The 20,426-nt window shown below is 69.9% G+C and carries 22 protein-coding genes and 1 tRNA gene; 9 read left to right on the forward strand and 14 right to left on the reverse strand.

Going from position 1 to position 20,426, the window contains the following annotated elements; genetic code table 11:
- The first annotated feature begins 169 nt into the window (after window positions 1-169).
- A complete protein-coding gene (locus tag ABDZ92_RS14605) occupies window positions 170-325 on the forward strand; it encodes a hypothetical protein (RefSeq protein ID WP_164521236.1) in 156 nt (51 codons plus the stop codon).
- Window positions 326-611: 286 nt separating this feature from the next.
- Window positions 612-685, forward strand: a tRNA-Gly gene (locus ABDZ92_RS14610).
- Between the two features lie 161 nt (window positions 686-846).
- Here ABDZ92_RS14610 and ABDZ92_RS14615 read toward each other — a convergent pair.
- The 5 genes from ABDZ92_RS14615 to ABDZ92_RS14635 form a co-directional block, all read right to left on the reverse strand.
- Entirely contained in the window at window positions 847-2,211 is a 1,365-nt protein-coding gene (locus ABDZ92_RS14615; protein ID WP_125960426.1) for a sugar porter family MFS transporter, read from the reverse strand.
- A gap of 106 nt (window positions 2,212-2,317) precedes the next feature.
- The gene (locus ABDZ92_RS14620; protein WP_125960425.1) at window positions 2,318-3,175 is read right to left on the reverse strand and encodes an HpcH/HpaI aldolase/citrate lyase family protein; all 858 of its coding nucleotides are present in this window, start codon (window positions 3,173-3,175) and stop codon (window positions 2,318-2,320) included.
- Window positions 3,172-4,209, reverse strand: a complete 1,038-nt coding sequence (gene queA, locus ABDZ92_RS14625) for a tRNA preQ1(34) S-adenosylmethionine ribosyltransferase-isomerase QueA (protein WP_125960424.1) — start codon at window positions 4,207-4,209, stop codon at window positions 3,172-3,174. The genes ABDZ92_RS14620 and queA overlap by 4 nt, the downstream gene beginning before the upstream one ends.
- 34 nt (window positions 4,210-4,243) lie before the next feature.
- Window positions 4,244-4,903, reverse strand: coding sequence for a peptidylprolyl isomerase (locus ABDZ92_RS14630; RefSeq protein WP_125960423.1), 660 nt, complete (start codon window positions 4,901-4,903; stop codon window positions 4,244-4,246).
- Window positions 4,904-4,993: 90 nt separating this feature from the next.
- Complete coding sequence (locus tag ABDZ92_RS14635) at window positions 4,994-6,811, reverse strand: ABCB family ABC transporter ATP-binding protein/permease (RefSeq protein WP_125960422.1); 1,818 nt, start codon at window positions 6,809-6,811, stop codon at window positions 4,994-4,996.
- Window positions 6,812-6,929: 118 nt separating this feature from the next.
- On the opposite strand from ABDZ92_RS14635, the gene ABDZ92_RS14640 reads away from it, so the two are divergent.
- Window positions 6,930-7,166 (forward strand): hypothetical protein, encoded by a 237-nt coding sequence (locus ABDZ92_RS14640; RefSeq protein ID WP_125960421.1) that lies wholly within the window; start codon window positions 6,930-6,932, stop codon window positions 7,164-7,166.
- Window positions 7,167-7,247: 81 nt separating this feature from the next.
- Here ABDZ92_RS14640 and ctrA read toward each other — a convergent pair whose 3' ends face one another.
- The 3 genes from ctrA to ABDZ92_RS14655 form a co-directional block, all read right to left on the reverse strand.
- Window positions 7,248-7,949 (reverse strand): response regulator transcription factor CtrA, encoded by a 702-nt coding sequence (ctrA, locus tag ABDZ92_RS14645; RefSeq protein WP_125960420.1) that lies wholly within the window; start codon window positions 7,947-7,949, stop codon window positions 7,248-7,250.
- Window positions 7,950-8,083: 134 nt separating this feature from the next.
- Window positions 8,084-9,109 (reverse strand): AI-2E family transporter, encoded by a 1,026-nt coding sequence (locus ABDZ92_RS14650; protein WP_125960419.1) that lies wholly within the window; start codon window positions 9,107-9,109, stop codon window positions 8,084-8,086.
- Complete coding sequence (locus ABDZ92_RS14655) at window positions 9,106-10,014, reverse strand: LysR family transcriptional regulator (RefSeq protein WP_125960418.1); 909 nt, start codon at window positions 10,012-10,014, stop codon at window positions 9,106-9,108. Before ABDZ92_RS14655 ends, ABDZ92_RS14650 begins: the two co-directional genes overlap by 4 nt.
- A gap of 126 nt (window positions 10,015-10,140) precedes the next feature.
- On the opposite strand from ABDZ92_RS14655, the gene ABDZ92_RS14660 reads away from it, so the two are divergent.
- Both ABDZ92_RS14660 and wrbA read left to right on the forward strand, forming a co-directional pair.
- Window positions 10,141-10,839: a pirin family protein gene (locus tag ABDZ92_RS14660; RefSeq protein WP_125960417.1), complete on the forward strand. Its 699-nt coding sequence runs from the start codon at window positions 10,141-10,143 to the stop codon at window positions 10,837-10,839.
- Between the two features lie 115 nt (window positions 10,840-10,954).
- Complete coding sequence (gene wrbA, locus ABDZ92_RS14665; protein ID WP_125960416.1) at window positions 10,955-11,557, forward strand: NAD(P)H:quinone oxidoreductase; 603 nt, start codon at window positions 10,955-10,957, stop codon at window positions 11,555-11,557.
- A 162-nt stretch (window positions 11,558-11,719) separates the two neighbouring features.
- Here the strand turns inward: wrbA and ABDZ92_RS14670 are convergent, their stop codons facing one another.
- On the reverse strand, window positions 11,720-12,544 hold the full coding sequence (locus ABDZ92_RS14670) for a M15 family metallopeptidase (RefSeq protein ID WP_125960415.1): 825 nt from the start codon (window positions 12,542-12,544) through the stop codon (window positions 11,720-11,722).
- Between the two features lie 89 nt (window positions 12,545-12,633).
- On the opposite strand from ABDZ92_RS14670, the gene ABDZ92_RS14675 reads away from it, so the two are divergent.
- From ABDZ92_RS14675 to ABDZ92_RS14685, 3 genes are read left to right on the forward strand one after another with little or no spacing between them, the layout of a single operon-like run.
- On the forward strand, window positions 12,634-13,284 hold the full coding sequence (locus ABDZ92_RS14675; RefSeq protein ID WP_125960414.1) for an RluA family pseudouridine synthase: 651 nt from the start codon (window positions 12,634-12,636) through the stop codon (window positions 13,282-13,284).
- Window positions 13,285-13,296: 12 nt separating this feature from the next.
- Window positions 13,297-13,722, forward strand: a complete 426-nt coding sequence (arfB, locus tag ABDZ92_RS14680) for an alternative ribosome rescue aminoacyl-tRNA hydrolase ArfB (protein ID WP_125960413.1) — start codon at window positions 13,297-13,299, stop codon at window positions 13,720-13,722.
- Window positions 13,723-13,753: 31 nt separating this feature from the next.
- Window positions 13,754-14,242 carry a GAF domain-containing protein gene (locus tag ABDZ92_RS14685; protein ID WP_125960412.1) on the forward strand — a complete coding sequence of 163 codons (489 nt, stop codon included), beginning with the start codon at window positions 13,754-13,756 and terminating at the stop codon, window positions 14,240-14,242.
- A 7-nt stretch (window positions 14,243-14,249) separates the two neighbouring features.
- Here ABDZ92_RS14685 and ABDZ92_RS14690 read toward each other — a convergent pair whose 3' ends face one another.
- Both ABDZ92_RS14690 and ABDZ92_RS14695 read right to left on the reverse strand, forming a co-directional pair.
- On the reverse strand, window positions 14,250-14,867 hold the full coding sequence (locus ABDZ92_RS14690) for an OmpA family protein (RefSeq protein WP_125960411.1): 618 nt from the start codon (window positions 14,865-14,867) through the stop codon (window positions 14,250-14,252).
- Window positions 14,864-16,690 (reverse strand): cation:proton antiporter, encoded by a 1,827-nt coding sequence (locus tag ABDZ92_RS14695; protein ID WP_125960410.1) that lies wholly within the window; start codon window positions 16,688-16,690, stop codon window positions 14,864-14,866. Before ABDZ92_RS14695 ends, ABDZ92_RS14690 begins: the two co-directional genes overlap by 4 nt.
- Window positions 16,691-16,767: 77 nt before the next feature.
- On the opposite strand from ABDZ92_RS14695, the gene ABDZ92_RS14700 reads away from it, so the two are divergent.
- The gene (locus tag ABDZ92_RS14700) at window positions 16,768-17,805 is read left to right on the forward strand and encodes a glycosyltransferase family 2 protein (protein ID WP_125960409.1); all 1,038 of its coding nucleotides are present in this window, start codon (window positions 16,768-16,770) and stop codon (window positions 17,803-17,805) included.
- On the opposite strand, the gene ABDZ92_RS14705 is transcribed toward ABDZ92_RS14700, so the two are convergent.
- Genes ABDZ92_RS14705 through ABDZ92_RS14715 form a run of 3 tightly spaced genes read right to left on the reverse strand, consistent with a single transcriptional unit; the run spans window position 17,802 to window position 20,418 of the window.
- On the reverse strand, window positions 17,802-18,548 hold the full coding sequence (locus tag ABDZ92_RS14705; protein ID WP_125960408.1) for a nucleotidyltransferase family protein: 747 nt from the start codon (window positions 18,546-18,548) through the stop codon (window positions 17,802-17,804). The two genes, ABDZ92_RS14700 and ABDZ92_RS14705, sit on opposite strands and share 4 nt — an antisense overlap.
- Entirely contained in the window at window positions 18,545-19,459 is a 915-nt protein-coding gene (locus tag ABDZ92_RS14710) for a hypothetical protein (protein WP_125960407.1), read from the reverse strand. Before ABDZ92_RS14710 ends, ABDZ92_RS14705 begins: the two co-directional genes overlap by 4 nt.
- The gene (locus ABDZ92_RS14715) at window positions 19,459-20,418 is read right to left on the reverse strand and encodes a diacylglycerol/lipid kinase family protein (RefSeq protein WP_164521235.1); all 960 of its coding nucleotides are present in this window, start codon (window positions 20,416-20,418) and stop codon (window positions 19,459-19,461) included. Before ABDZ92_RS14715 ends, ABDZ92_RS14710 begins: the two co-directional genes overlap by 1 nt.
- Window positions 20,419-20,426: the final 8 nt, after the last annotated feature.

Consider the following 20,426-nt stretch of genomic DNA (forward strand, 5'->3'; position numbering starts at 1 on the left):
GTCGCTGCGGCCGCACGAGACCCCGCTTCCCCAGTACCGCAGCTGGCTTCGAGGTGCCTCAACCGGCGGAACATCCTCCGCCACAGTCACCCGAAGGAGGTGCGAAGTACCCACTCGACAAGCAACTTGTTGCGCGGCAAGTTGCGTGCAGAAAATAAGGAGATAGGGGATGGATACGATTCTTCGTGTCGCGCGTGCAGTATTCGCCGCGCCTCGCCGCTACTTCGAACATGCGCTCCGCGCGCCCGAGCCGGGCCAGTGCGGCTGCGGCGCGGAAGCCGAGATCGGCCGAACCAAATGCCACGAGTGCTGGCTCGACGAATAGGCGACCGGCTCGGCCGCGAGGCGGCTGGGCGATCCTCTCCAAAACGGCGGCGGGTCCGGCGCGATCCGGCCCTGCCTCGACGGGGCCGCTCCCGTGATGCCCGGCGCGCGCCTCCGATCGCGGACGGGCGGACCTCGCGCTGGGTGGGGGGCTGCGGGCAGACGGCGCTCGCCCGGGGCAGACGTGCGGGTAACCATCATCGCCATTGACGAGGCGATGAGAAGCATGGCAGTTGCCGACCGTCGCAAGCGTCCCGGCGCGTGCGGCCGAGCCGGACCACGGCCTCGCGGGTGTAGCTCAATGGTAGAGCAGAAGCTTCCCAAGCTTACGACGAGGGTTCGATTCCCTTCACCCGCTCCACTTCCCTGAAGCTGAGACGATCGCGACGGCGCAAATGACGCGGGCGTGATCGGCCTTTCCCGCGCAGCATTCCGGCCACGCCATGCTCCTGCGCTTCGGCGTGCCTCGCGGCGACTGCTTGTGAGCCCCTGAAGCGCTTCAGCGTAAGCGCCGCGCGGACGCTACAGCCGCATCTCCTCCAGCGGGACGCCGTTGGTCTCCGGCATGAAGCGCCACACCCAGACGAGCTGCAGCAGCATCATCGCGCCGAAGAACAGGAACACCCAGCCGCCGACGCGGCCCGCCACGATCGGGAAGATCCATGTGATCGCCGCGGCCATCACCCAATGCGTGGTGGAGCCCAGCGCCTGGCCCTTGCCGCGCACTTCGCTTGGGAACACCTCGGACAGGAAGACCCAGATCACCGCGCCCTGGCTGACGGCAAAGGCGGCGATGAAGCCGAGCATGCCGACCAGGATCAGCGTCCCGTCCGCCACCGGCTGCTCCAGCTGGAAGCCGACCAGGAACAGCGCGAGCGCGCAGACGAGGGAGCCGACGTAGAGCAGCGGCTTGCGCCCGAAGCGATCGATCAGGAACAGCGCGAGCACGGTGAAGGCCAGGTTGATGCCGCCCACCGCCACCGACTGGAGCATGGCGCTGTCGGTGCCGGCACCGCCCAGCGCGAAGATGCGCGGCGCATAATAGAGCAGCGCATTGATGCCGGAGAGCTGGTTGAACATGGCGATCGCGATCGCGCAGCCGACCGGCACGGCATAGCGGCGCTGGAACAGCTGCGGCTGGCGCTCGCGCACTTGTGCGCCCTGCATGGCGGCGATCTCGCGCTCCGGGTCGGCGGAGCCCAGCCGTTGCAGCACGTCCAGCGCGTCCGCGGATCGCCCCTTCACGACGAGCCAGCGCGGGCTTTCGGGGAGCAGCAGGGTGACCAGCAGGAATAGGGCGGAGGGCGCCGCGACGATCCCGAGCATCCAGCGCCAGGCGACGTCCGCGTCCATGCCGCGCGCGATCAGATAGTTGGAGAGAAAGGCGAGGAGGATACCGAGCACGATGTTGAGCTGGTTGAGCGCGACCAGCCGGCCGCGAAAACGCGTTGGTGCAACCTCCGCGATATAGACCGGCGTGACCACCGAGGCCGCGCCGATCGCAAGGCCGCCGAGCGTGCGGAACAGCAGCAGCACCGGCCAGCTGTTCGCCAACCCGGAGCCGAGCGACGAGACCAAATAGGCAATGGCGATCGCCAGCAGCATGCGCCTGCGGCCGAACCGGTCGGCGGGAGCACCTGCCGCGAGCGAGCCGATCACCGTCCCGATCAGCGCGGAGGCGACCGTGAAGCCGAGCGCGGGATCGGACAGCGCGAAATGCGCCTGCAATGCCTGGGTGGCACCCGAGATCACTGCCGTGTCGAACCCGAACAACAGGCCGCCCAATGCCGCGCCGAGCGCACTGAGCACGATTGCGGGCGACATGCGCCCCGTGTCCGCATGGGCAGAAAGCTGCCGGTCGTCGCGTGGCTGTTCGTGCGGCCGCATCGCATCCCCCCGTTCGCGATCGGCATCACCGTGCCGTACGCTTTGTCGGGTTCGAGGCTATCGCCTGCCGGAGCGCCTGTCCAACCTGCGGCAGCCGTAACCGGGTTCAGTCGGCCGAACGACCTTGGGCCGCGAGTGCCAGCACGCGTTGCGCCTGTTCCAGGTGCAGCCGCTCCACCATCGCCCCGTCCAGGCGGATCGCGCCCAGGCCGTCCGCGTCCGGGCTCGCAAAGGCGGCCACGATCGCCTCGGCCCGCGCCACATCCTCGGGGCTTGGCGAGAAGGCAGCGTTGCAGGCGGCGATCTGGCGCGGGTGGATCAGCGTCTTGCCGTCGAAGCCCATGGCGGCACCCTGCCGGCACACCGCCTCGAACCCGGCATCATCGTCGATCGCATTGTGGACGCCGTCCAGCACCGTGAGTCCCCAGCCGCGCCCGGCGGCGAGCGCGAGGGTCAGCAGCGGCAGCAATTCCGCGCGATCGGCGGAGAGGCGGCAGCGCATCTCCTTGGCGAGATCGTTGGTGCCGATCACGAACGCCTGGAGCCGCGTGCGCTCTGCTGCCGCAGCGATGGCGCCGAGCGCGGGGATGGCACGGCAGGTCTCGATCATCGCCCAGATCGGCGCGCGCTGCATCTGCGCCTCGACAGCGTCGATGTCGGTTGCGGCATTCACCTTGGGAACCAGCACGGCGTCGAAGGGGGCGGTGTCGGCGGCGGCGAGGTCGTTGGCCGCCCAGGGACTGTCGAGACCGTTGATACGCAGCACCAGCTCGCGCGGGCCGAACCCGCCTGCTCGCGCCGCCGCCACCGCCGCCTCGCGCGCCGCCTGCTTCTGCTCGGGCGCGACCGCATCCTCCAGGTCGAGGATCACCACGTCACAGGGAAGGGTGCGTGCCTTCTCAATCGCCCGCGCGTTCGACGCCGGCAGGAACAGCGCGCTGCGGCGGGGGCGAAGGTCGCTCATGCCGGCCGTTCGGGCAGCAGCAGCGAGGCATCGCCATAGCTGTAGAAGCGATAGCCGCTGGCGATCGCGTGCGCATAGGCCGCCTGCATCCGGTCCAGCCCCATCAGCGCCGAGACCAGCATGAACAGTGTCGAGCGGGGCAGGTGGAAGTTGGTCATCAGCCCGTCGATGCCGCGGAAGCGATAGCCCGGCGTGATGAAGATCGCGGTGTCGCCCTCGAACGGACGGATGATGCCGTCCTCCCCACTGGCGCTTTCGATCAGGCGCAGGCTGGTGGTGCCGACCGCGATCACGCGGCCGCCGTCGCGGCGCACCTGGTTGAGCCGATCGGCGGTCTCCGCGTCGAGCCGGCCCCATTCGGCATGCATGCGGTGCTCGTCGGTGTCGGCGGCCTTCACCGGCAGGAAGGTGCCGGCGCCGACGTGCAAGGTGAGCGTCGCGTGGCCGATCCCACGCGCTTCCAGCGCCGCCATCAGCCCGGGCGTGAAGTGCAGCGCCGCGGTGGGGGCGGCGACGGCACCTGCCTCGCGCGCGAACAGCGTCTGGTAATCCTCGGCATCGCGCGCGTCGGTCTCGCGCTTGGAGGCGATGTAGGGCGGAAGCGGCATGCGGCCGGCGCGTTCGAGCAGCAGCTCGACCGGCTCGTCGCCCGCGAACGCCAGCAGCACGCTGCCGTCGTCACCGCGCTCGCCCGCCGTCGCCGACACGCCGGCGCCGAAGTCGATCACGTCCCCGTCGCGCAGCCGCCGTGCGTTGCGCACGAAGGCGCGCCAGGCGCGCGGCCCCTCGCGCTTGTGCAGGGTGGCGCCGATGCGTGCCTCGCCGCGGCGGCCCTCCAGCTGGGCGGGGATGACGCGGGTGTCGTTGAAGACCAAGAGGTCGCCCGGGCGGAGCGCGTCGGGAAGGTGGGTCACCACCGCGTCGCGCGTGCCGGCCTCGTCGAGCACCAGCATGCGCGCGGCGTCGCGCGGCGCCGCCGGGCGAAGCGCAATGCGCTCCGCCGGCAGTTCGAAGTCGAAATCGTCTACATTCATCTCAGGCGTCCGCCGAACGACCGGCGTGGATGGGTCAGCGCTTGGCCGGGCCGGACGGCAGCGTCAGGTTCTGGTCCTCGGCCGGAACGGTCGAGGCGGCAGCCGGTGCCGGCTGGTACGGCGGGGGATTGTCGGCAGCGATATAGGCGTGGACGACGCGGGTCGGGTTCGCCGGCGGCTCGCCGCGCTGGATCGCGTCGACATACTGCATGCCGTCGAGCACGCGGCCGAACACCGTGTACTTCTTGTCCAGCGCCAGGCGCGGCGCGAGCATGATGTAGAACTGGCTGTTGGCGCTGTTCTCATCCTGCGCGCGCGCGGCGGCGACGGCGCCGCGGACGTGGGGAAGATAGTTGAACTCCTTCTCCAGGTCCGGAAGCTCCGATCCGCCGGTGCCGTCGCCCTTGGGATCGCCGCCCTGGGCCATGAAGCCCTCGATCACGCGGTGAAAGGGCAGGCCGTCGTAGAACTTCTGGCGGGTGAGCGTCTTGACGCGCTCCACTGCCTTGGGGGCGACGTCCGGGCGCAGCCAGATGGTGACGCGGCCACCGCTCGACAGGTCGAGCAGCCACAGGTTCTCCTTGTCCGTGGTCGCGGGCGGTGCCGCGCGGCCGGGAACATCGATCAGCTGGGCTGCGGCGGGCAGCGCGAACAAGGACGCGAACAACGCGAAAACAACGGCAAACAGGCGCATTTCCACCCCGGGGATAAGTTCTCGGCCAGGGGCTTAGAGGATTTCCCGCGGCGGGGGTAGGGGCGCGTTTTCGCTCCCGACGCCCCCGTCTCAGGCGGCGGCGAGCGCCTCCTCGCGCTCGGCGGCCTGGCGTGCCCACATCTCGGCATAGACGCCGCTCTTGCGCAACAGCTCGGCATGGGTGCCGCTCTCCACCACCTGGCCCGCCTCCAGCACGACGATGCGGTCCGCGTGGACCACGGTCGACAGGCGGTGGGCGATGACAATGGTGGTTCGGCCCTGCTCGATCGCCTCTAGCGTGGAGAGGATCTCCGCCTCCGTCCGGCTGTCGAGCGCGCTGGTCGCCTCGTCCAGGATCAGCACCGGCGGGTTCTTGAGCAGGGTGCGGGCGATCGCGACACGCTGCTTCTCGCCGCCCGAAAGCTTCAGCCCGCGCTCGCCGACGCGCGTGTCGTAGCCGTCCGGCAGGCTCTCGATGAACGGCGCGATCGCCGCACCGCGGGCGGCCGCCGCGATCTCGTCCGCCGTCGCGCCGGCGCGGCCATAGGCGATGTTGTAGCCGACCGTGTCGTTGAACAGGACGGTGTCCTGGGGAACGATGCCGATCGCGGCGCGCAGCGAATCCTGCCGCACCTGGGCGATGTCCTGCCCGTCGATGGTGATGCGCCCGCCGGTCGGGTCGTAGAAGCGGAACAGCAGCCGCGCGAGCGTGGACTTGCCCGCACCCGACGGACCCACCACCGCCAGCGTGGTGCCAGCCGGAACGTCGATGTCGATGCCCTTCAGGATCGGCCGCTCCGGATCATAGCCGAAGCGGACATCCTCGAAGCGGACATGCCCGTGCGACACGGCGAGCGCCGGCGCGTCAGGGAGATCGCGCACCTCGGTCGGCGTGTCGATCAGGTCGAACATGGATCCCATGTCCGTCACTCCCTGGCGGATGGTGCGATACACCATGCCGAGCAGATCGAGGGGGCGGAACAGCTGGGTGAGGAGGGTGGAGACCAGCACCACGTCGCCGGGAGAAAAGCGCCCGCTCGCCCAGCCGAACACCACCAGCGCCATGCCGCCGGCCAGCATCACGCCGGTGATCAGCGCCTGGCCGATGTTGAGGAGTGCGAGGCTGTTCTCGCTGCGCACGGCTGCGGTCGCATAGGCGGCGACGGCACGCTCGTAGCGCTCGGCCTCACGGCCCTCCGCTCCGAAATATTTCACCGTCTCGAAGTTCAGGAGCGAATCGACGGCATGCGCGACGGCGCCGGTGTCGAGGTCGTTCATCCGCTCGCGCAGCGCGTTGCGCCAGTCCGTCACCCAGCGGGTGAAGAGGATGTAGGCGGCGACCATCACCACCGTGCCGACCACCAGCCACCCGCCGAAGCGGACGCCGAAGATGCCGAGCACCAGCGCCAGTTCGAGTACCGTCGGCGCGATGTTGAACAGCAGGAAGTAGAGCATCGTGTCGATGCTCTTGGTGCCGCGCTCCACCACCTTGGTGACGGCGCCGGTGCGGCGTTCGAGGTGGAAGCGCAGCGACAGGCCATGGAGGTGGCGGAACACCGTACCCGACAGCCGGCGCGCGGCATCCTGGCCCACGCGCTCGAACACCATGTTGCGCAGGTTGTCGAACAGCGTCGCCCCGAAGCGCGCGGCCGCATAGCCGACGATCAGCGCGACCACGAGCCACAACGCGTCGCGGCTGCCGGCGCTCATCGTGTCGATCGCGTTCTGCAGCGCGAAGGATGCGCCATAGACCTGCACCAGCTTCGACAGGACCACCAGCAGCAGCGCGCCGACGACGCGCAGCTTCAGCCCCGCCTGACCCTTTGGCCAGAGGTAGGGGAGGAAGCGCCGGAGGGTCGCGATCATCGGCCGCTGGGATGCGGCGGGAGCAGAAGTATCAGGAGGCATCGGATCCCGATTTGGGATGTCCGGGGCCGGTGCGCAACGGACCGAACAAGTCCCGACGGTGCAAGGTGGATGGAACCGGATGTAATCTCAATCGCTTGACTCCTCGAAAGGAAGTCGAATGAGCTCGATCTTGTACGTCATCGCAATCATGGGTTGTGCCGATGATTCCAGCCAGTGCCGCAGTGCGCGGATCGAGCCGGCGACCTATAGCAGCATCCAGTCGTGCCAGGCGGCGATGCCCGACGCGCTGGTCCGCAACACGGACCTGAGCTACCCGACGATCGCCGCCGCCTGCCAGCAGCAGAGCGCTCGCCTCGCCAGCAACGAACCGCCGCAGCCGAGCCGCGGCGGCTGACCGGCGCTCGTTTCGGCCAACGAAAAAGGGCCGCGGCTTGATCGAAAGCCGCGGCCCTTTTCGTGTCCGGCCCAGGCGGGATCAGGCGACCTGTGCCGTCGGCTGCTCGTTGGGATCGCGCAGCACATAGCCGCGGCCCCACACCGTCTCGATGTAGTTCTCGCCGTCGCAGGCGGTGCTGAGCTTCTTGCGAAGCTTGCAGATGAACACGTCGATGATCTTGAGCTCGGGCTCGTCCATGCCGCCATAGAGATGGTTCAGGAACATCTCCTTGGTCAGCGTCGTGCCCTTGCGGAGCGAGAGCAGCTCCAGCATCGCATATTCCTTGCCGGTCAAGTGGACGCGGTTGCCGTCGACCTCCACGGTCTTGGCATCCAGGTTCACCGCCAGCTTGCCCGTCTTGATGACGGACTGGGAATGGCCCTTGGAGCGGCGCACCACGGCATGGATGCGGGCGATCAGCTCTTCCCGATGAAAGGGCTTGGTCACGTAATCGTCCGCGCCGAAGCCGAACGAGCGGACCTTGGTGTCCATCTCGCTGATGCCGGACAGGATCAGGACCGGCGTCTGCACCCGGGCGACGCGGACCTTCTTCAGAACCTCGTACCCGTGCATGTCGGGCAGGTTCAGGTCGAGAAGGATGATGTCGTAGTCATAGAGCTTGGCAAGATCGAGCCCTTCCTCGCCGAGATCGGTGGTGTAGACGTTGAACCCCTCGGCCTCGAGCATCAGCTCGATCGCCTTGGCGGTGGTGGGTTCGTCCTCGATCAACAAAACGCGCATCGCAGTCCCCCTGTGCGGCGAGCGAACCGGAGGCGGCGCGCCGTAGGACAATCATTAACCTAAACCGAAGTGAAGGCAAAAGGTTAACGCGATCCTAAATCTCTCGTACGTCGAACGCGTACGTAGGCGGATTGTCACACGTCTTCGCCCAGCGTCTCCCGCAGGTAGAGGCTGCGGATCAGCGTGAAGATCACCACCAGCAGCGCTGCCGAGAAGAAGAGGCCGAACAGGCCAAAGACCATGCCGATGGCGATGATCGCGAACAGGGTGATGGCAGGCGGGATCGCGATCACCCGCGCCTGGACGAAGGGCGTGATGAAGTTGGTCTGCAGCAGGCGCACGACCGCATAGGTGACCAGGGCACCGATCAGCGGCCCGGTACCCTGGGTGGCGCCGAGCCCCAGCGCGGGGATCATCGCCGCGGTCGGCCCGACATAGGGGATGAACTCGCTGAGACCCGCCAGCAGCCCGAGTGCGGCGGCGGACGGCACGCCCGAAATCCAGAGGCCGATGCCGATCAGCACCCCCATGCTGGTCATCAGGATGATCTGCGCGCGCAGCCACAGCCGCAGCGTCTCGGCCGTGTCGTCGAGCGCATCCGCGAACGCGTCGCGCTTGGAACGCGGGATCAGCAGCAGCGCGCCGCGGCGGTAGATCCCCGGATCGGCCGCAAAGAACATCGCGCCGGCGAGCAGCAGGATGCAGTTGAGCAGCAGCTCGCCCGAACCCTGGACGAGCCCGCCGATGTCCTGCGCGATGCGGGAGCCGGCAAACGCCGCCTCCACCGCCTCGACGATGCGCGCGCCGACGGGCGAGTGCGACATCCAGGCGGCGAGGTCGGAAAGCAGGCCCGGCAGCGCCAGCACCAGGGCGTTGACCTGCGATCCGAACTGATAGCCGAACAGCCACACCAGGAAAGCGACGGAGGCCAGCACCGTCACCATGCCGGCCGGCACCCGCGCCCGCTCGGGTACGCGCAAGCGTCGCCCGTAGATGTCGGCCAGCGCGTGGATCACGGTCGCGCCCAGCATCGAGCCGAACGCCAGGATCAACAGGTTGAGCGCGCGATAGAGCGCGACCGCAACCGCGCCGATCAGGATCAGCAGGACGACGCGGCGCAGGAAGCGGGCGTCCTCCGCATCCGGGCGAAGCCGGTTCACTGGCGGCTCGCGCACAGCTGGCGGAAGCGCTCCGCCAGGAACTCGATCAGCACCTCGACCCGTGCGGGTCGCAGCGTGCCGGGCGGGGTGAGGAGGTGCAGCGCCATGTTGGTCTCCCGCCAATCCTGGAGCAGCTCGACCAGCGTGCCGTCCGCCAGATCCTGGTCGACGATGAAGTCGGGCAGGCGCGTGATGCCGAGACCCGCGCGGAGCGCCGGGAGCATCGCCTCGCCGCTGTCGGTGCAGAGGGGACCGGCCGGCCGGATCGCCACTTCCTCGTTCCCGCGGCGGAACTGCCAGACGAAGGGCCGGCTGGCGTTGGTATAGGCCAGGCAGGCGTGGTGGGCGAGGTCGGCGGGGTGTTCGGGCCGGCCGTGCTTTTCCAGATAGGCGGGGGCCGCGACCAGGTGGAGCGTGACCGGCGCCAGCCGGCGCACCCGCAGGCTGCTGTCGGGGAGCTCGGCGACGCGCAGTGCCACGTCGATTCCCTCCGCGACGATGTCGGTCGGCGCGTCCGACAGCGTCAGGTCGACCTCGATGCCGGGGTACAGGGTCAGGAAGTCGGCCAGCGCAGGGGCGACGCGGGTCAGGCCGAAGTTCATCGGCGCGGCCAGGCGCACGCGCCCGGTGGGCGTGCTGTTGGAATCGCGCGCGACTTCCTCGGCCTCGCGCGCTTCGGCCAGGATGCGGGCGGCACGCTCCGAAAGGGCGCGGCCGCTTTCGGTCAGGGTCAGGCGGCGCGAGGTGCGGTGGAACAGGGTCGCACCCAGCCGCGTCTCCAGGCGGCTGATCGCCTTCGACACCGTGGCCTTGGACGTGCCGAGCGCCTGTGCGGCACCGCTGAAGGAACGGTGTTCGACCACGGACGCAAAGATCGCCCAGGCCTCGAAATCAGGTAGCATCATCCGACAGCACCTCCGTGCTTGCAGCTATAGCGGCGCAACGATCAGTTTCCAACGTTTCCGTTTACGTCGTGATAGGAGCGCCTACCTTCTGACCAACGGCTCGATGCCAGCGGAAAGGAATTTCCCATGATCGACAAGCGCAGTTTCGAAGGCCTGGGCCATGCAGACCATGGTTGGCTGAACGCCCGGCACCATTTCTCCTTCGCCAACTATCATGATCCCAAGCGGATGGGATGGGGCGCGATCCGCGTCTGGAACGACGACGAGATCGCACCCAACAGCGGCTTCCCGCCGCACCCCCACCGCGACATGGAGATCATCACCTACGTGCGCAGCGGCGCGATCACCCATCAGGATTCGATGGGCAACACCGGTCGCACGGCGGCAGGCGACGTGCAGGTGATGAGCGCCGGCACCGGCGTTCGCCATGCCGAGTATAATCTGGAGCCGGAGACGACCCGGATCTTCCAGATCTGGATCGAGCCGCGGCTCAAGGGCGGCGCGCCTTCCTGGGGCGCCAAGCCGTTCCCGCGCGACGATCGCTCGGGCCGGCTCGTGACGCTGGCGAGCGGCTTTGCCGAGGACGCCGACGCCTTGCGCATCCGCGCCGACGCACGGGTGCTGGGCGCGACGCTGAAGGCAGGCGAGACCCTGACCCACGAGGTGGGCGCAGGCCGCCACGCCTATCTGGTGCCGGCAACCGGCGCGGTGGAGATTGACGGCGTGCGGTTCGACGCCCGCGACGGCGCGGCGATCGACGGCGGTGCGACCGTCTCGATCACGGCGCTGGAGGATGCGGAGATCGTTCTGGTCGACGCCGAATAACGAGTTTCCCGGGCCGCGACGTGCGGCCGGGGAAGGGGGCCTGCCGATCTCTCCCTCCCTGAGGCAGGCCCCCGATTTCCAAGGCCATGGGCGGGCAGAAGCAAGGAGACATGCGATGGCAAAGGTTCTGGTGCTCTATTACTCGTCCTATGGCCACATCATGAAGATGGCCGAGGCGGTCGCCGAAGGTGCCCGCGGCGCCGGGGCGGAAGTCGACATCCGCCGCGTTGCCGAGACGGTGCCGGAGGATCTCGCCCGCGCCTCGCACTATGTGATGGATCAGCCCTATCCGGTGCTGGAGGACGTCAACGAACTCGCCAATTATGACGCGATCATCGTCGGCACCGGCACCCGCTATGGCCGCATGACGAGCCAGATGGCGGCGTTCTGGGACAAGACGGGCGGCGTCTGGGCTCGCGGCGCACTGATCGGCAAGGTGGGCGGCGCCTTCACCTCGACGGCCAGTCAGCATGGCGGGCAGGAGACGACGCTGTTCTCGATCATCACCAACCTGCTGCACCACGGGCTTGCCATCGTCGGCCTCGACTATGGCTTCCAGGGGCAAATGGGCGTGGACGAGGTGCGCGGCGGATCGCCTTATGGTGCGACCACCATCGCGGGCGGCGACGGCAGCCGCCAACCGCACGCGGAGGAACTCGAGTCGGCGCGCTACCAGGGTCGTCGCATCGCGCTGACCGCGGCCAAGCTCACCGCCTGACGGTCGGCGGGGCCAAGAGGCGCGCGCCCATGTGATCGGAAGCGGTACCCCGGCGAAGGCCGGGGCCCAGTTGGGATAGTGCCGGATTGAGGCACGACGACCTCCCCACCTGAGCCCCGGCCTGCGCCGGGGCACTGCCTGGGCGATCCTCGGATACTACCGTCAGGGTCGCGGAGGCGTCGCAGGCCGCGGCGCCAGCAGCCGCTTGTCCTCGGGGCGGTTCGGGTAGGCGGGGAAGCGTGCGGCCGCGGGCGCGAACAGCCTGCGCGCGGTTGCCGCGCCCGGTGCGTTCGGCGTGCGGCCGACCCAGCGCCAATGCCACGGCTCCCACTTCACCTGCTGCTTGTTGCCGGCCGGGAAGGACTGCTCAAAGCCGAACTCGGCGGCATGGGCGATCAGCCATCGCCCCGCGGGGGTAGCCGCGAAACAGGCCTCCGCATCCGGGCAGCCGCCGCGATCGCGCGTGCCGAAATCGACGACATAGCCGGTCGCATGTTCGCTGAACCCCGGCGGGGCCGAGGCCCAGGCGCGCTCGCGAAAGCTGCTGCTCTCGTCCGGATTGATGCCGCCACAGAAGGTCTGGCGCTGCAGACGGACCGAGCGGTGGCAGGACACCGCGCGCAGCTTGCCCGCGATCGCCGGATCCTGGTCGGCGCGGGCGAGCAGTGCCTGCAGGTCCGCGAGCATGGCCGGGTGGATGCGACAGCTGCCGCCCGGCGCGAATTCCTCCGGCGCCGGGATCAGCGCGGTTTCCGTCGTATCCGGGTAGGGGAAGTGGTTGAACAGCCGCCCGTCCGGCCCCGGCTGAACGATGCCGCGGTCGCACAGCGCGATCGGCGCGCGGTTGACGGCGACGGCTGGCGGCGGTGCTGCGGGGGCAGGCGTGGGGGCGGGCACCACCGGCGCCTCGACGGGAGCGGGCCTGGGCGCCGAGCAGGCGGCAAGCGCCAGCACCAGCGCAGCGGACATCCGCAGGGAGTTACGCAATCCAACCTCCTGAACCGCACGGGGCGGCGCTGCCGCCTTTCGGCGCCTGCGCTCTGGCATGTCGGCGGCGGCGGTGGCAAGGGACCAGCATGCTGGATGACCTAGTGCTCTTCATCGATGGCGAAGCGATCGTGATCGACAAACCGGCGGGCCTGCCGGTCGACCGCCCGCGCGACCGCAGCCCGAGCATCGAATCGCGGCTGGACGAACTGACCTTCGGCTTCCAGCGGCTGCCGACGCCGGTCCACCGCCTGGACCGCGACACCAGCGGCTGCCTGTTGCTCGCCCGCAATCCCAAGGCGCACGCCCGCTTCCAGCAGGCGTTCGAGGGCGGGCTGGTGCAGAAGCGCTACCTGGCCGTGCTCGACGGGGTGCCGGCGGAAAGCTCCGGCACGATCGACCTGCCGCTCGCCAAGGTGAGCAGTCCGGAGGCGGGCTGGCGCATGGTCGGCGATTCCAAGGGCAAGCCCGCGCGCACCAACTGGAAGCTGCTGCGCGCCGACGGCGGCCGCGCGCTGGTCGCGTTTTTCCCCGAGACGGGACGCACCCACCAGATCCGCGTCCATGCCGCCGAGGGGCTGGGCGCACCGGTGGCGGGCGACCCGGTCTATGGCCGGGCGGGCGGCCCGATGCTGCTCCACGCCGCGCAGCTCACCGTGCCGCGCGGCAGCAAGCCGCCGGTGGAGGCGATCGCGCCGCTGCCGCCCAGCTTCGCAGCGGCTGGGTTCGGGGACAGCTGAGGCGCCGTCCGAATGGCAGCCATCCCGATCACCCGCTCGATCCACATCGACAGCGACGAACTGGTCGAGAGCTTCACGCGCGCGAGCGGGCCGGGCGGGCAGCACGTCAACACCACCGACAGCGCGGTGCTGCTGCGTTTCGACGTGGCGGCCTCCCCGAACCTGCCGGAAGCCGTGAAGAACCGGCTGGCCGAGCTGGCGGGCTCCCGGATGACGCGCGAGGGCGTGCTGGTCTTGCGCAGCGAGGGGGCGCGTTCCCAGCTTCTCAACCGAGAGGAAGTGCGCGAGCGGCTGGTCGCTTTGATCCGGGAGGCGACCTTCGTGCCGCGCAAGCGCAAGCCCACCAAGCCCAGCCGCGCGGCAAAGGCGCGGCGGGTGGACGAGAAAAAGGGCCGCAGCGCCGTCAAGGCCGGACGCGGCAAGGTCCGCTTCGACTGAGCGCCGGGCCGCAACAAGGAAAAGGAACGCCATGTACGTCTTCGACATCGCCGCCGGCTCCAAGCAGGAGCTGTACCGCGAACTCGCCAGCGCGCTCGACGCGCTCACCGCCGACGAGCCGGATGCGATCGCCAACATGGCCAATGCGGCGGCGCTCTTGTGGGAATATCTGCCCGACCTCAACTGGTCCGGCTTCTACCGCAACGTTGCCGACGAGCTGGTGCTGGGGCCGTTCCAGGGCAAGGCCGCCTGCATCCGCATCCCGTTCGGCAAGGGCGTGTGCGGCGCCGCTGCGTCCACCCGCGAGACTCAGCGCGTGGAAGACGTGCACGCCTTCCCCGGACACATCGCCTGCGACGCGGCCAGCCGCTCGGAACTGGTGGTGCCGATCGTCCACGACGGCCGCCTGCTCGGCGTGCTCGACCTCGACAGCCCCTCGCCGGCGCGCTTCGATGCCGAGGACGCCGCCGGCTGCGAGCTGCTGATGCAGCGCCTCGCCCCCCGCATCGCGGGCGCCTGACCTCGCGTCACTCGGTGGGAGTGGGCTCCGGCGTAGGGCTCGGCTGCGGCTCGGGAAGCGCGACCGCGATGTCGACGCGGCGGTTGCGCGCGCGGCCGGCTTCGTCGTCGCTGCCGTCCGTATTGGCGTTGGGCGCCACCGGCCGGTTCTCGCCGAGCGCGATCACGGTGATGCGATCCTTGGCCACGCCTTTCGCGACCAGATAGTCGCGCACCGCCTCCGCGCGGCGCCGCGACGCGCGCAGGTTGTCCGCGTCCGAACCCTTCGAGTCGCTGTGGCCGCTCAGCCGGATCGGGCCGCCCGCCTGGAGCGCGGGTTCGGCCAGCAGCGTGTCGAGCGCAGCCTTGGCTGCGTCGTCCAAGGCCACTCCCTTGGGGAACTGGACGGTCGCCTCGATCGGCTCGAGCGGCGGCGGCGTGGGTTCGGCGTCCGGTTCGGTTTCCGGGCGGATGATCGACTTGCCCTCGGGCGTCGGCTCCGCCGTCGGGGCGATGTTGACGACCTCCAGCTCGGCGTTGTTCTCGGCCGGGGCGGGATCGGCGCGGTTGCCCTCGGAAGGGCCGCATCCCGCCAGGAGCGCGGCCAGCCCGCCGGCCGCCACCGCGTGGCACAAGGTCCGTTTCATCGTTCCTCCCCAATCAGGTTCTCGTTTCGGGTCTCCGGCTCGCGCACGCGGGGCGGGGCATAGGAGACGATCACGTCGCCGGGCTGCGGCGTCGGCCGGGTGGCATGCGTGAAGAAGCGCAGCGTCCCGTTCTTGCGCAACAGCAGCAGCATGTCGGCCTCGTCCGGCAGCACCGCCTTTGCGTCGGCAAAGTCGAACTGCTCGCTGATGCGGGTCTTGCGGAAGGACCAGCCGGCCCGTTCCCGCTCGGTAATTTCCTCGACGCCGAGGCCGGAGGTGAACAGCGCGCGGCCACGCAGCGCCTCCGGCAGCGCGCGCGGATCGCCGCTCGCGTCGCCCAGCTGGTACACCGCGTCGCGCCCGATCTGCGGCGCGAACTCGCTGCACACCAGCGCATTATAGGCTTCGTTCTCGGAGGTCGCGGCCAGGACCTGGAACTGGCTGAGGTCCAGCTGCTCCTCGGTCGCCTCGGCCAGGATCTCGCCGTGATAGGTCGGGATGCCGCGCTGGCGGGCGGGGGAGAGCCGCTGCCAGCTGCTGTCGCTCACCAGCACCGGCACGTCGAGCGAGCGCAGATGCTCGGCAAGCGCCAGGCTCCAGTCGGTGCTCCCCACGATCAGCAGGCCGCGCTCGCTGGCGCCGGTGACCTTCAGCCAGCGGGCGACCGTGCGGATGCTGAAGCCGTGGGCGATGATGGTCGTGACCACGACCGCAAAGGAGAGCGTCACGAGAATGTCGCCGTCGCTGTAGCCGAGCCGGTCGAGCCGGAGCGCGAACAGCCCCGACACCGCGACCGCGACGACCCCGCGCGGCGCGATCCAGGCGATCAGCAGCCGCTCGTTCCACGGCACCCGGCTGAACGCGAGGCTGAGGAGCACGGTCGCCGGGCGCACCAGCAGCAGCAGTGCGACCAGGAAGCCGGCGAAGCGCCATTCGAAGCGACGCAGCACCTCCAGGTCGAGCTGTGCGGAGAGCAGCACGAACACGCCGGAGATCAGGAGGACGGTGATGTTCTCCTTGAACGGGTGGACGTCGCGCAGCGAGTCCAGCTTCATGTTGGCCAGCGCGATGCCCATCACCGTCACGGCCAGCAGCCCGGTTTCCTGCTGGATCAGGTTTGACAGCACGAAGGTGCCGATCACCGCGACCAGCAGGACGGGCGCCTTCAGATACTCCGGCACATGCCCGCGCGGGAACGCCCAGGCGATCGCCCGCGCCACCGCATAGCCGATCAGGCCCGCGAGCACTGCGGCCGCCAGCAGCGACACGATCACCCCGCCCAGCGACGCGCCCGCCTCCGATCGACGGAGATATTCATAGGTGATGACCGCACAGAGCGCGCCGAAGGGATCGTTGACGATCGCCTCCCACTTCAGGATCGCGCGGGGCCGCGGCGCGACGTTGCTCTGGCGCAGCAGCGGCAGGACCACGGTGGGTCCGGTGACCACCATGATGCCGGCGAACAGGATCGCGACCGGCCACACCAGCCCGGCGACATAATAGCAGGCGAGCGCTCCCAGCGCCCATCCGACCGGGATGCCGATCAGCGCCAGGCGGGTGACGGCGCCCTCGGTCTTGCGCAGCTCGCGGAAGTTCAGGCTGAGGCCGCCCTCGAACAGGATCACCGCGACGGCGATCGAGATCGCCGGTTCGAGCAGCGGGCCGAAGGCGGCATGCGGGTCGATCAGGCCGGTGACGGGACCCGCGAAGATCCCCGCCACCAGCATCAGCGCGATGGCGGGCCAGCCCGTTCGCCAGGCGACCCATTGCGCGCCGATGCCGAGCACGCCGATGAGCGCGAAGAGGAGAGCCTGTTGTTCCATGCGACCGGCGATACCCACCTGGACCCGGTGTCGCAAATTCGCGTGGCTTTGGCGGGGGAGGCGGCTATCCCCGCGCCATGGCAACTCCGACCGTCTCCGTCCTCATCCCGGTCCACAACCGGGCGCATCTGGTGGGGGATGCGATCCGCAGCATCCTGGGCCAGCGGTTCGGCGACTTCGAGCTGGTGGTGGTGGACGACGGCTCGACGGATGACTCGGTCGCGGTGGTCGAGGGTTTCGGCGATCCGCGCATCCGGGTGGTGCGGCACGCCCGGAACCTCGGCATCCCGGACGCGCGCAACACCGGCCTGGATGCCGCGCGCGGCCGGCTGATCGCCTGGCTCGACAGCGACGACATCGCCCGGCCGGAGCGGCTGGGCGCGCAGGTCGATTTCCTTGCCCGGAACCCGAACGTCGCGCTCGTCGGCGGCTGCGCGGGCAAGATCGACAAGGACGGCCGGCGCAAGCGTGGCGTGCGGGTTCCGCCGCTCAAGTCCGGCGACATCGCCGCCTGGCTGCTGTTCCGGTCGGCCTTCCAGCAATCCTCGGTGATGGGCCGGGCCGAGGTGCTCAAGGCAAATCCCTATCAGCCGAGCTTCGACGTGTGCGAGGACCTGGAGCTCTTCGTGCGCCTGTCGCGGAACCATAGGCTGGCGAACCTGCCGCAGGTGCTGGTCGACCGGCGCGTGCATCCCGGCCAGACCGTGTGCCAGCGGCAGGACCGCATCCGCGAGTGCAAGGGCGGGCTCTACGCCGGGCCGCTTACGGAGCTCGGCATGCGGTTCGACGCCGAGGATCTTCGCCGCCACACGATGCTGGGCAAGACGAAGCTGAAGGGCGTCGAGGCGCCGCCGGACTTTCTGCGGTGGGCCGATGACTGGCTCCAGGCGCTGCGCGCGCGCAATGCGGAGAGCCGCTACGTTCCGCCCGAGGGGATGGCGCTGGCGACGGGCTGGTTTTGGCTGCTCGCCTGCCGCGTGGCGATGCCGACGCTGGGCCGGGCCGCGGCGGTGCGGACCTACCTGCGCTCGCCGCTGGCGCGGGGACTGATCCGCGGCCCGGCGCGGGGCTGGCTGAGCGCAAGCGCGCCCCTGCTGCTGGGCCTCCGGCGCTAGCCGACGAGGCGGCGGACGAGGTCGAGATCGGAAGGCTTGTCGACATCCACCGCCGCCAGGCCGAACGGGCTCGCAACGGCCCGCGCGGAAATGCCCGCGGCGGCGCCCAGCCGCATGAGGGCCTGATCGAGCGTGAGCCGCCCGACCAGATAGCGCAGCAGCGTTCCGGTGCCGAGCCGACGCACGATCCGCCACGGCCGCTTGCGGTCCGCCTCCACCTGCGACCACAGGTCGAGCGCCGCGTTCGCCTTGGGCGTCGCCAGATAGAAGAGGTTGCACCCCGACCAGCTGCCATCGGCGAAGCGCAGATAGGTGCGTTGCGTGTCCGGCACTGCTGCCTCGATCACGTCGCGGCGGGCGAGCAGCGCGGTCACGTCCGCGCCCGCCGGCGTCGCCGCCAGGAACGCGGTGATCCACTCCGGTTCGAGCAGCGCATGGTCGGCGGTGGTGACCAGCAACGGCGTGCCCAGGGTCTCGAGCCCGCTGCGGGTGCTCCGGCTGGGGCCGGCCTCTGCGGGCAGCACCTCGACGCCGAGCGTTTCCGCGTGGGCGGCAACGGCCGGGTCGGAGACGGAGACGCCGATGCGGGTGGCGCCGGCTGCGCGGAGCGACCGGACGACGCGGGCGAGCATCGTCACGCCGCCGACTTCGATCAGCGCCTTGGCGGGCACGCCGGCATAGTCGGCCACCGGATCGACGCCGCCGCGCGAGCCGGCGAGCACCAGGGCGTGGAACGCGCTCATGCCCGTGCGCGCGCGCGCCAGACCTTCCACAGCACGCCGGGTGCGGCGAGCAGGGGGTGGCGTTCGGCCCAGGGCGTCAGCTTGACGGGTACGCCGGTATGCCGCTCGACCTTCCACGCGCCGTAGCGCGCGGCCCCGTCGAGCAGGAAGGCGGCCTTCACCAGGCGCAGCGCGTTGAGCGGCTTGCCCAGCCGCCGGCGCGATCGCCAGCGGCGCAGCAACTGCGCCCGTGTCTCGGCGTCCAGGATCGGCGACACCCCGTCCGGCGTTCGGCGAACCTCGATCCCGGCCGCTTCCCAGGCGAGCAGGAGAAGTTCGGCATAGCGTTGCGGATCATAGGCGAGGATCTGGTCCTCGCGGCCCGGCTGCTCGACGCGCAATTCCGCGCGATAGGTTTCCCGGAACAGCGCCTTCCAATAGGCCGCTGGCGCGCCGTGAGTGGGGCCGAGCACGGCGGCAAAGCGAGCGGCGGTGATCGCGGCCGCCGCGATCGCGTCCACGACCGCTTCCGCCTGCGCCGCGCCGGCGATCCACAGCAGGGCGCTCGGCTGCACGAAGCGGGTCCAGATGGTCGTGTCGGCCAGTTCCCCGCTCGCCGCCTCCGCAAAGACGGAGAGCGGCATGGTCGCGACCTTGGCCTGGAGCATGCGGCCGCCGACGCGAACCTCCTCGAAGCTGATGTCGGGCCAGATCCGCTGCGACACCATGCCGCGGACGCCGGGCGCCGGCGGCCCCTCGGTCAGGACGTAGAAGTCGAGCAGCCCGTCCAGGTCGCCGGTCCGCAGCACCGAGCCGTAGAACAGCACCGCCGATCCCCCAAGCCGGCCGGCGACGACCGCGGCTGCCTCGACGATCTCGGGCCGGACCTCGGCCGCCAGCATGTCGGCGATGGCGCGACGAAGCGGGCGCATCACGGCGTCACGAACTGGAGTGGCCGGCCCTGGCGCACGGTGATGGTGCCGCCGTCGTAGAGCTCGCCGTCAAGGATGAAGCCACCCGCCAGCGTAACCGTGAAGGAATGGACGTCGTGGCGGCGGTAGCCGGCCTGCTCCAGCCACGCGGCTTCGGAGCCGCGCAGCAGGGCCGGCACCGCGCGCGAGAGGCGAGTGGGGGGCGCATCGACCGCCAGCATCTTCAACCCGGCGCGCTCGTGGCCGAAAGGCTTGAGCCGCAGCGGCAGCCGCTCCAGCGTCGAACTGAACAGGATGTAGAAGGTCTTGTCGACCGGGGCACCCTCGTCAAGCTGCAGCCGCATCGGCTCGCCCGCGCGCCACTCGTTGGCATGCCCGCCGAACATCGTCTGGGCGACGCCCCAGAACAGCGAGACGCCGACCGCGAAGCTGTTGAAGGCGCCGGCCTTGTGCGTGCGCTGCGCCAGTTCGGTCGCACGCACGAAGGCGCCCGCCCCGAACAGGAAGCCGCACAGCTCCGGCTTGCTCGCATCGCCGCGCAGGATCTCCACGGACGCCCGGGTGCGGACCCCGCCATGGGCGCCTGCTTCCAGCGCATCCTGTACCGTCCAGTCGTTCGGGATGCCGAGGTCGAGCGCAAGCGCGTTGGTCTTGCCCGAGGGGACGACGGCCAGCCGGGGCAGGGCGTCCCCGAAAACCTCCTGTGCGCAGGTGAGTACGTCCCGCACGGTGCCGTCGCCGCCGTCGACTACCAGCAGCTCGATGCCGGCGTCCCGGAATTCGCGCAGCGCCTGGGCCAGCGCCGGGTGGGTCCGGGGGCCGCGGTACAGGAGGTTGGGCGTATCGGCCGGCACCACTGCCGCTTCGGCACCGCGCGTGCGGTTGCGATGGCTGCGGCTGTTGCTGATGATCCCGGTGCGCGGATGGCCGGCGCGGCGTGCGCCACGGTCCGGGACCATCGTTCCAG

Origin of the sequence: Sphingomonas molluscorum (genome assembly GCF_039522995.1) — a bacterium.
Lineage (GTDB): Bacteria > Pseudomonadota > Alphaproteobacteria > Sphingomonadales > Sphingomonadaceae > Sphingomonas > Sphingomonas molluscorum.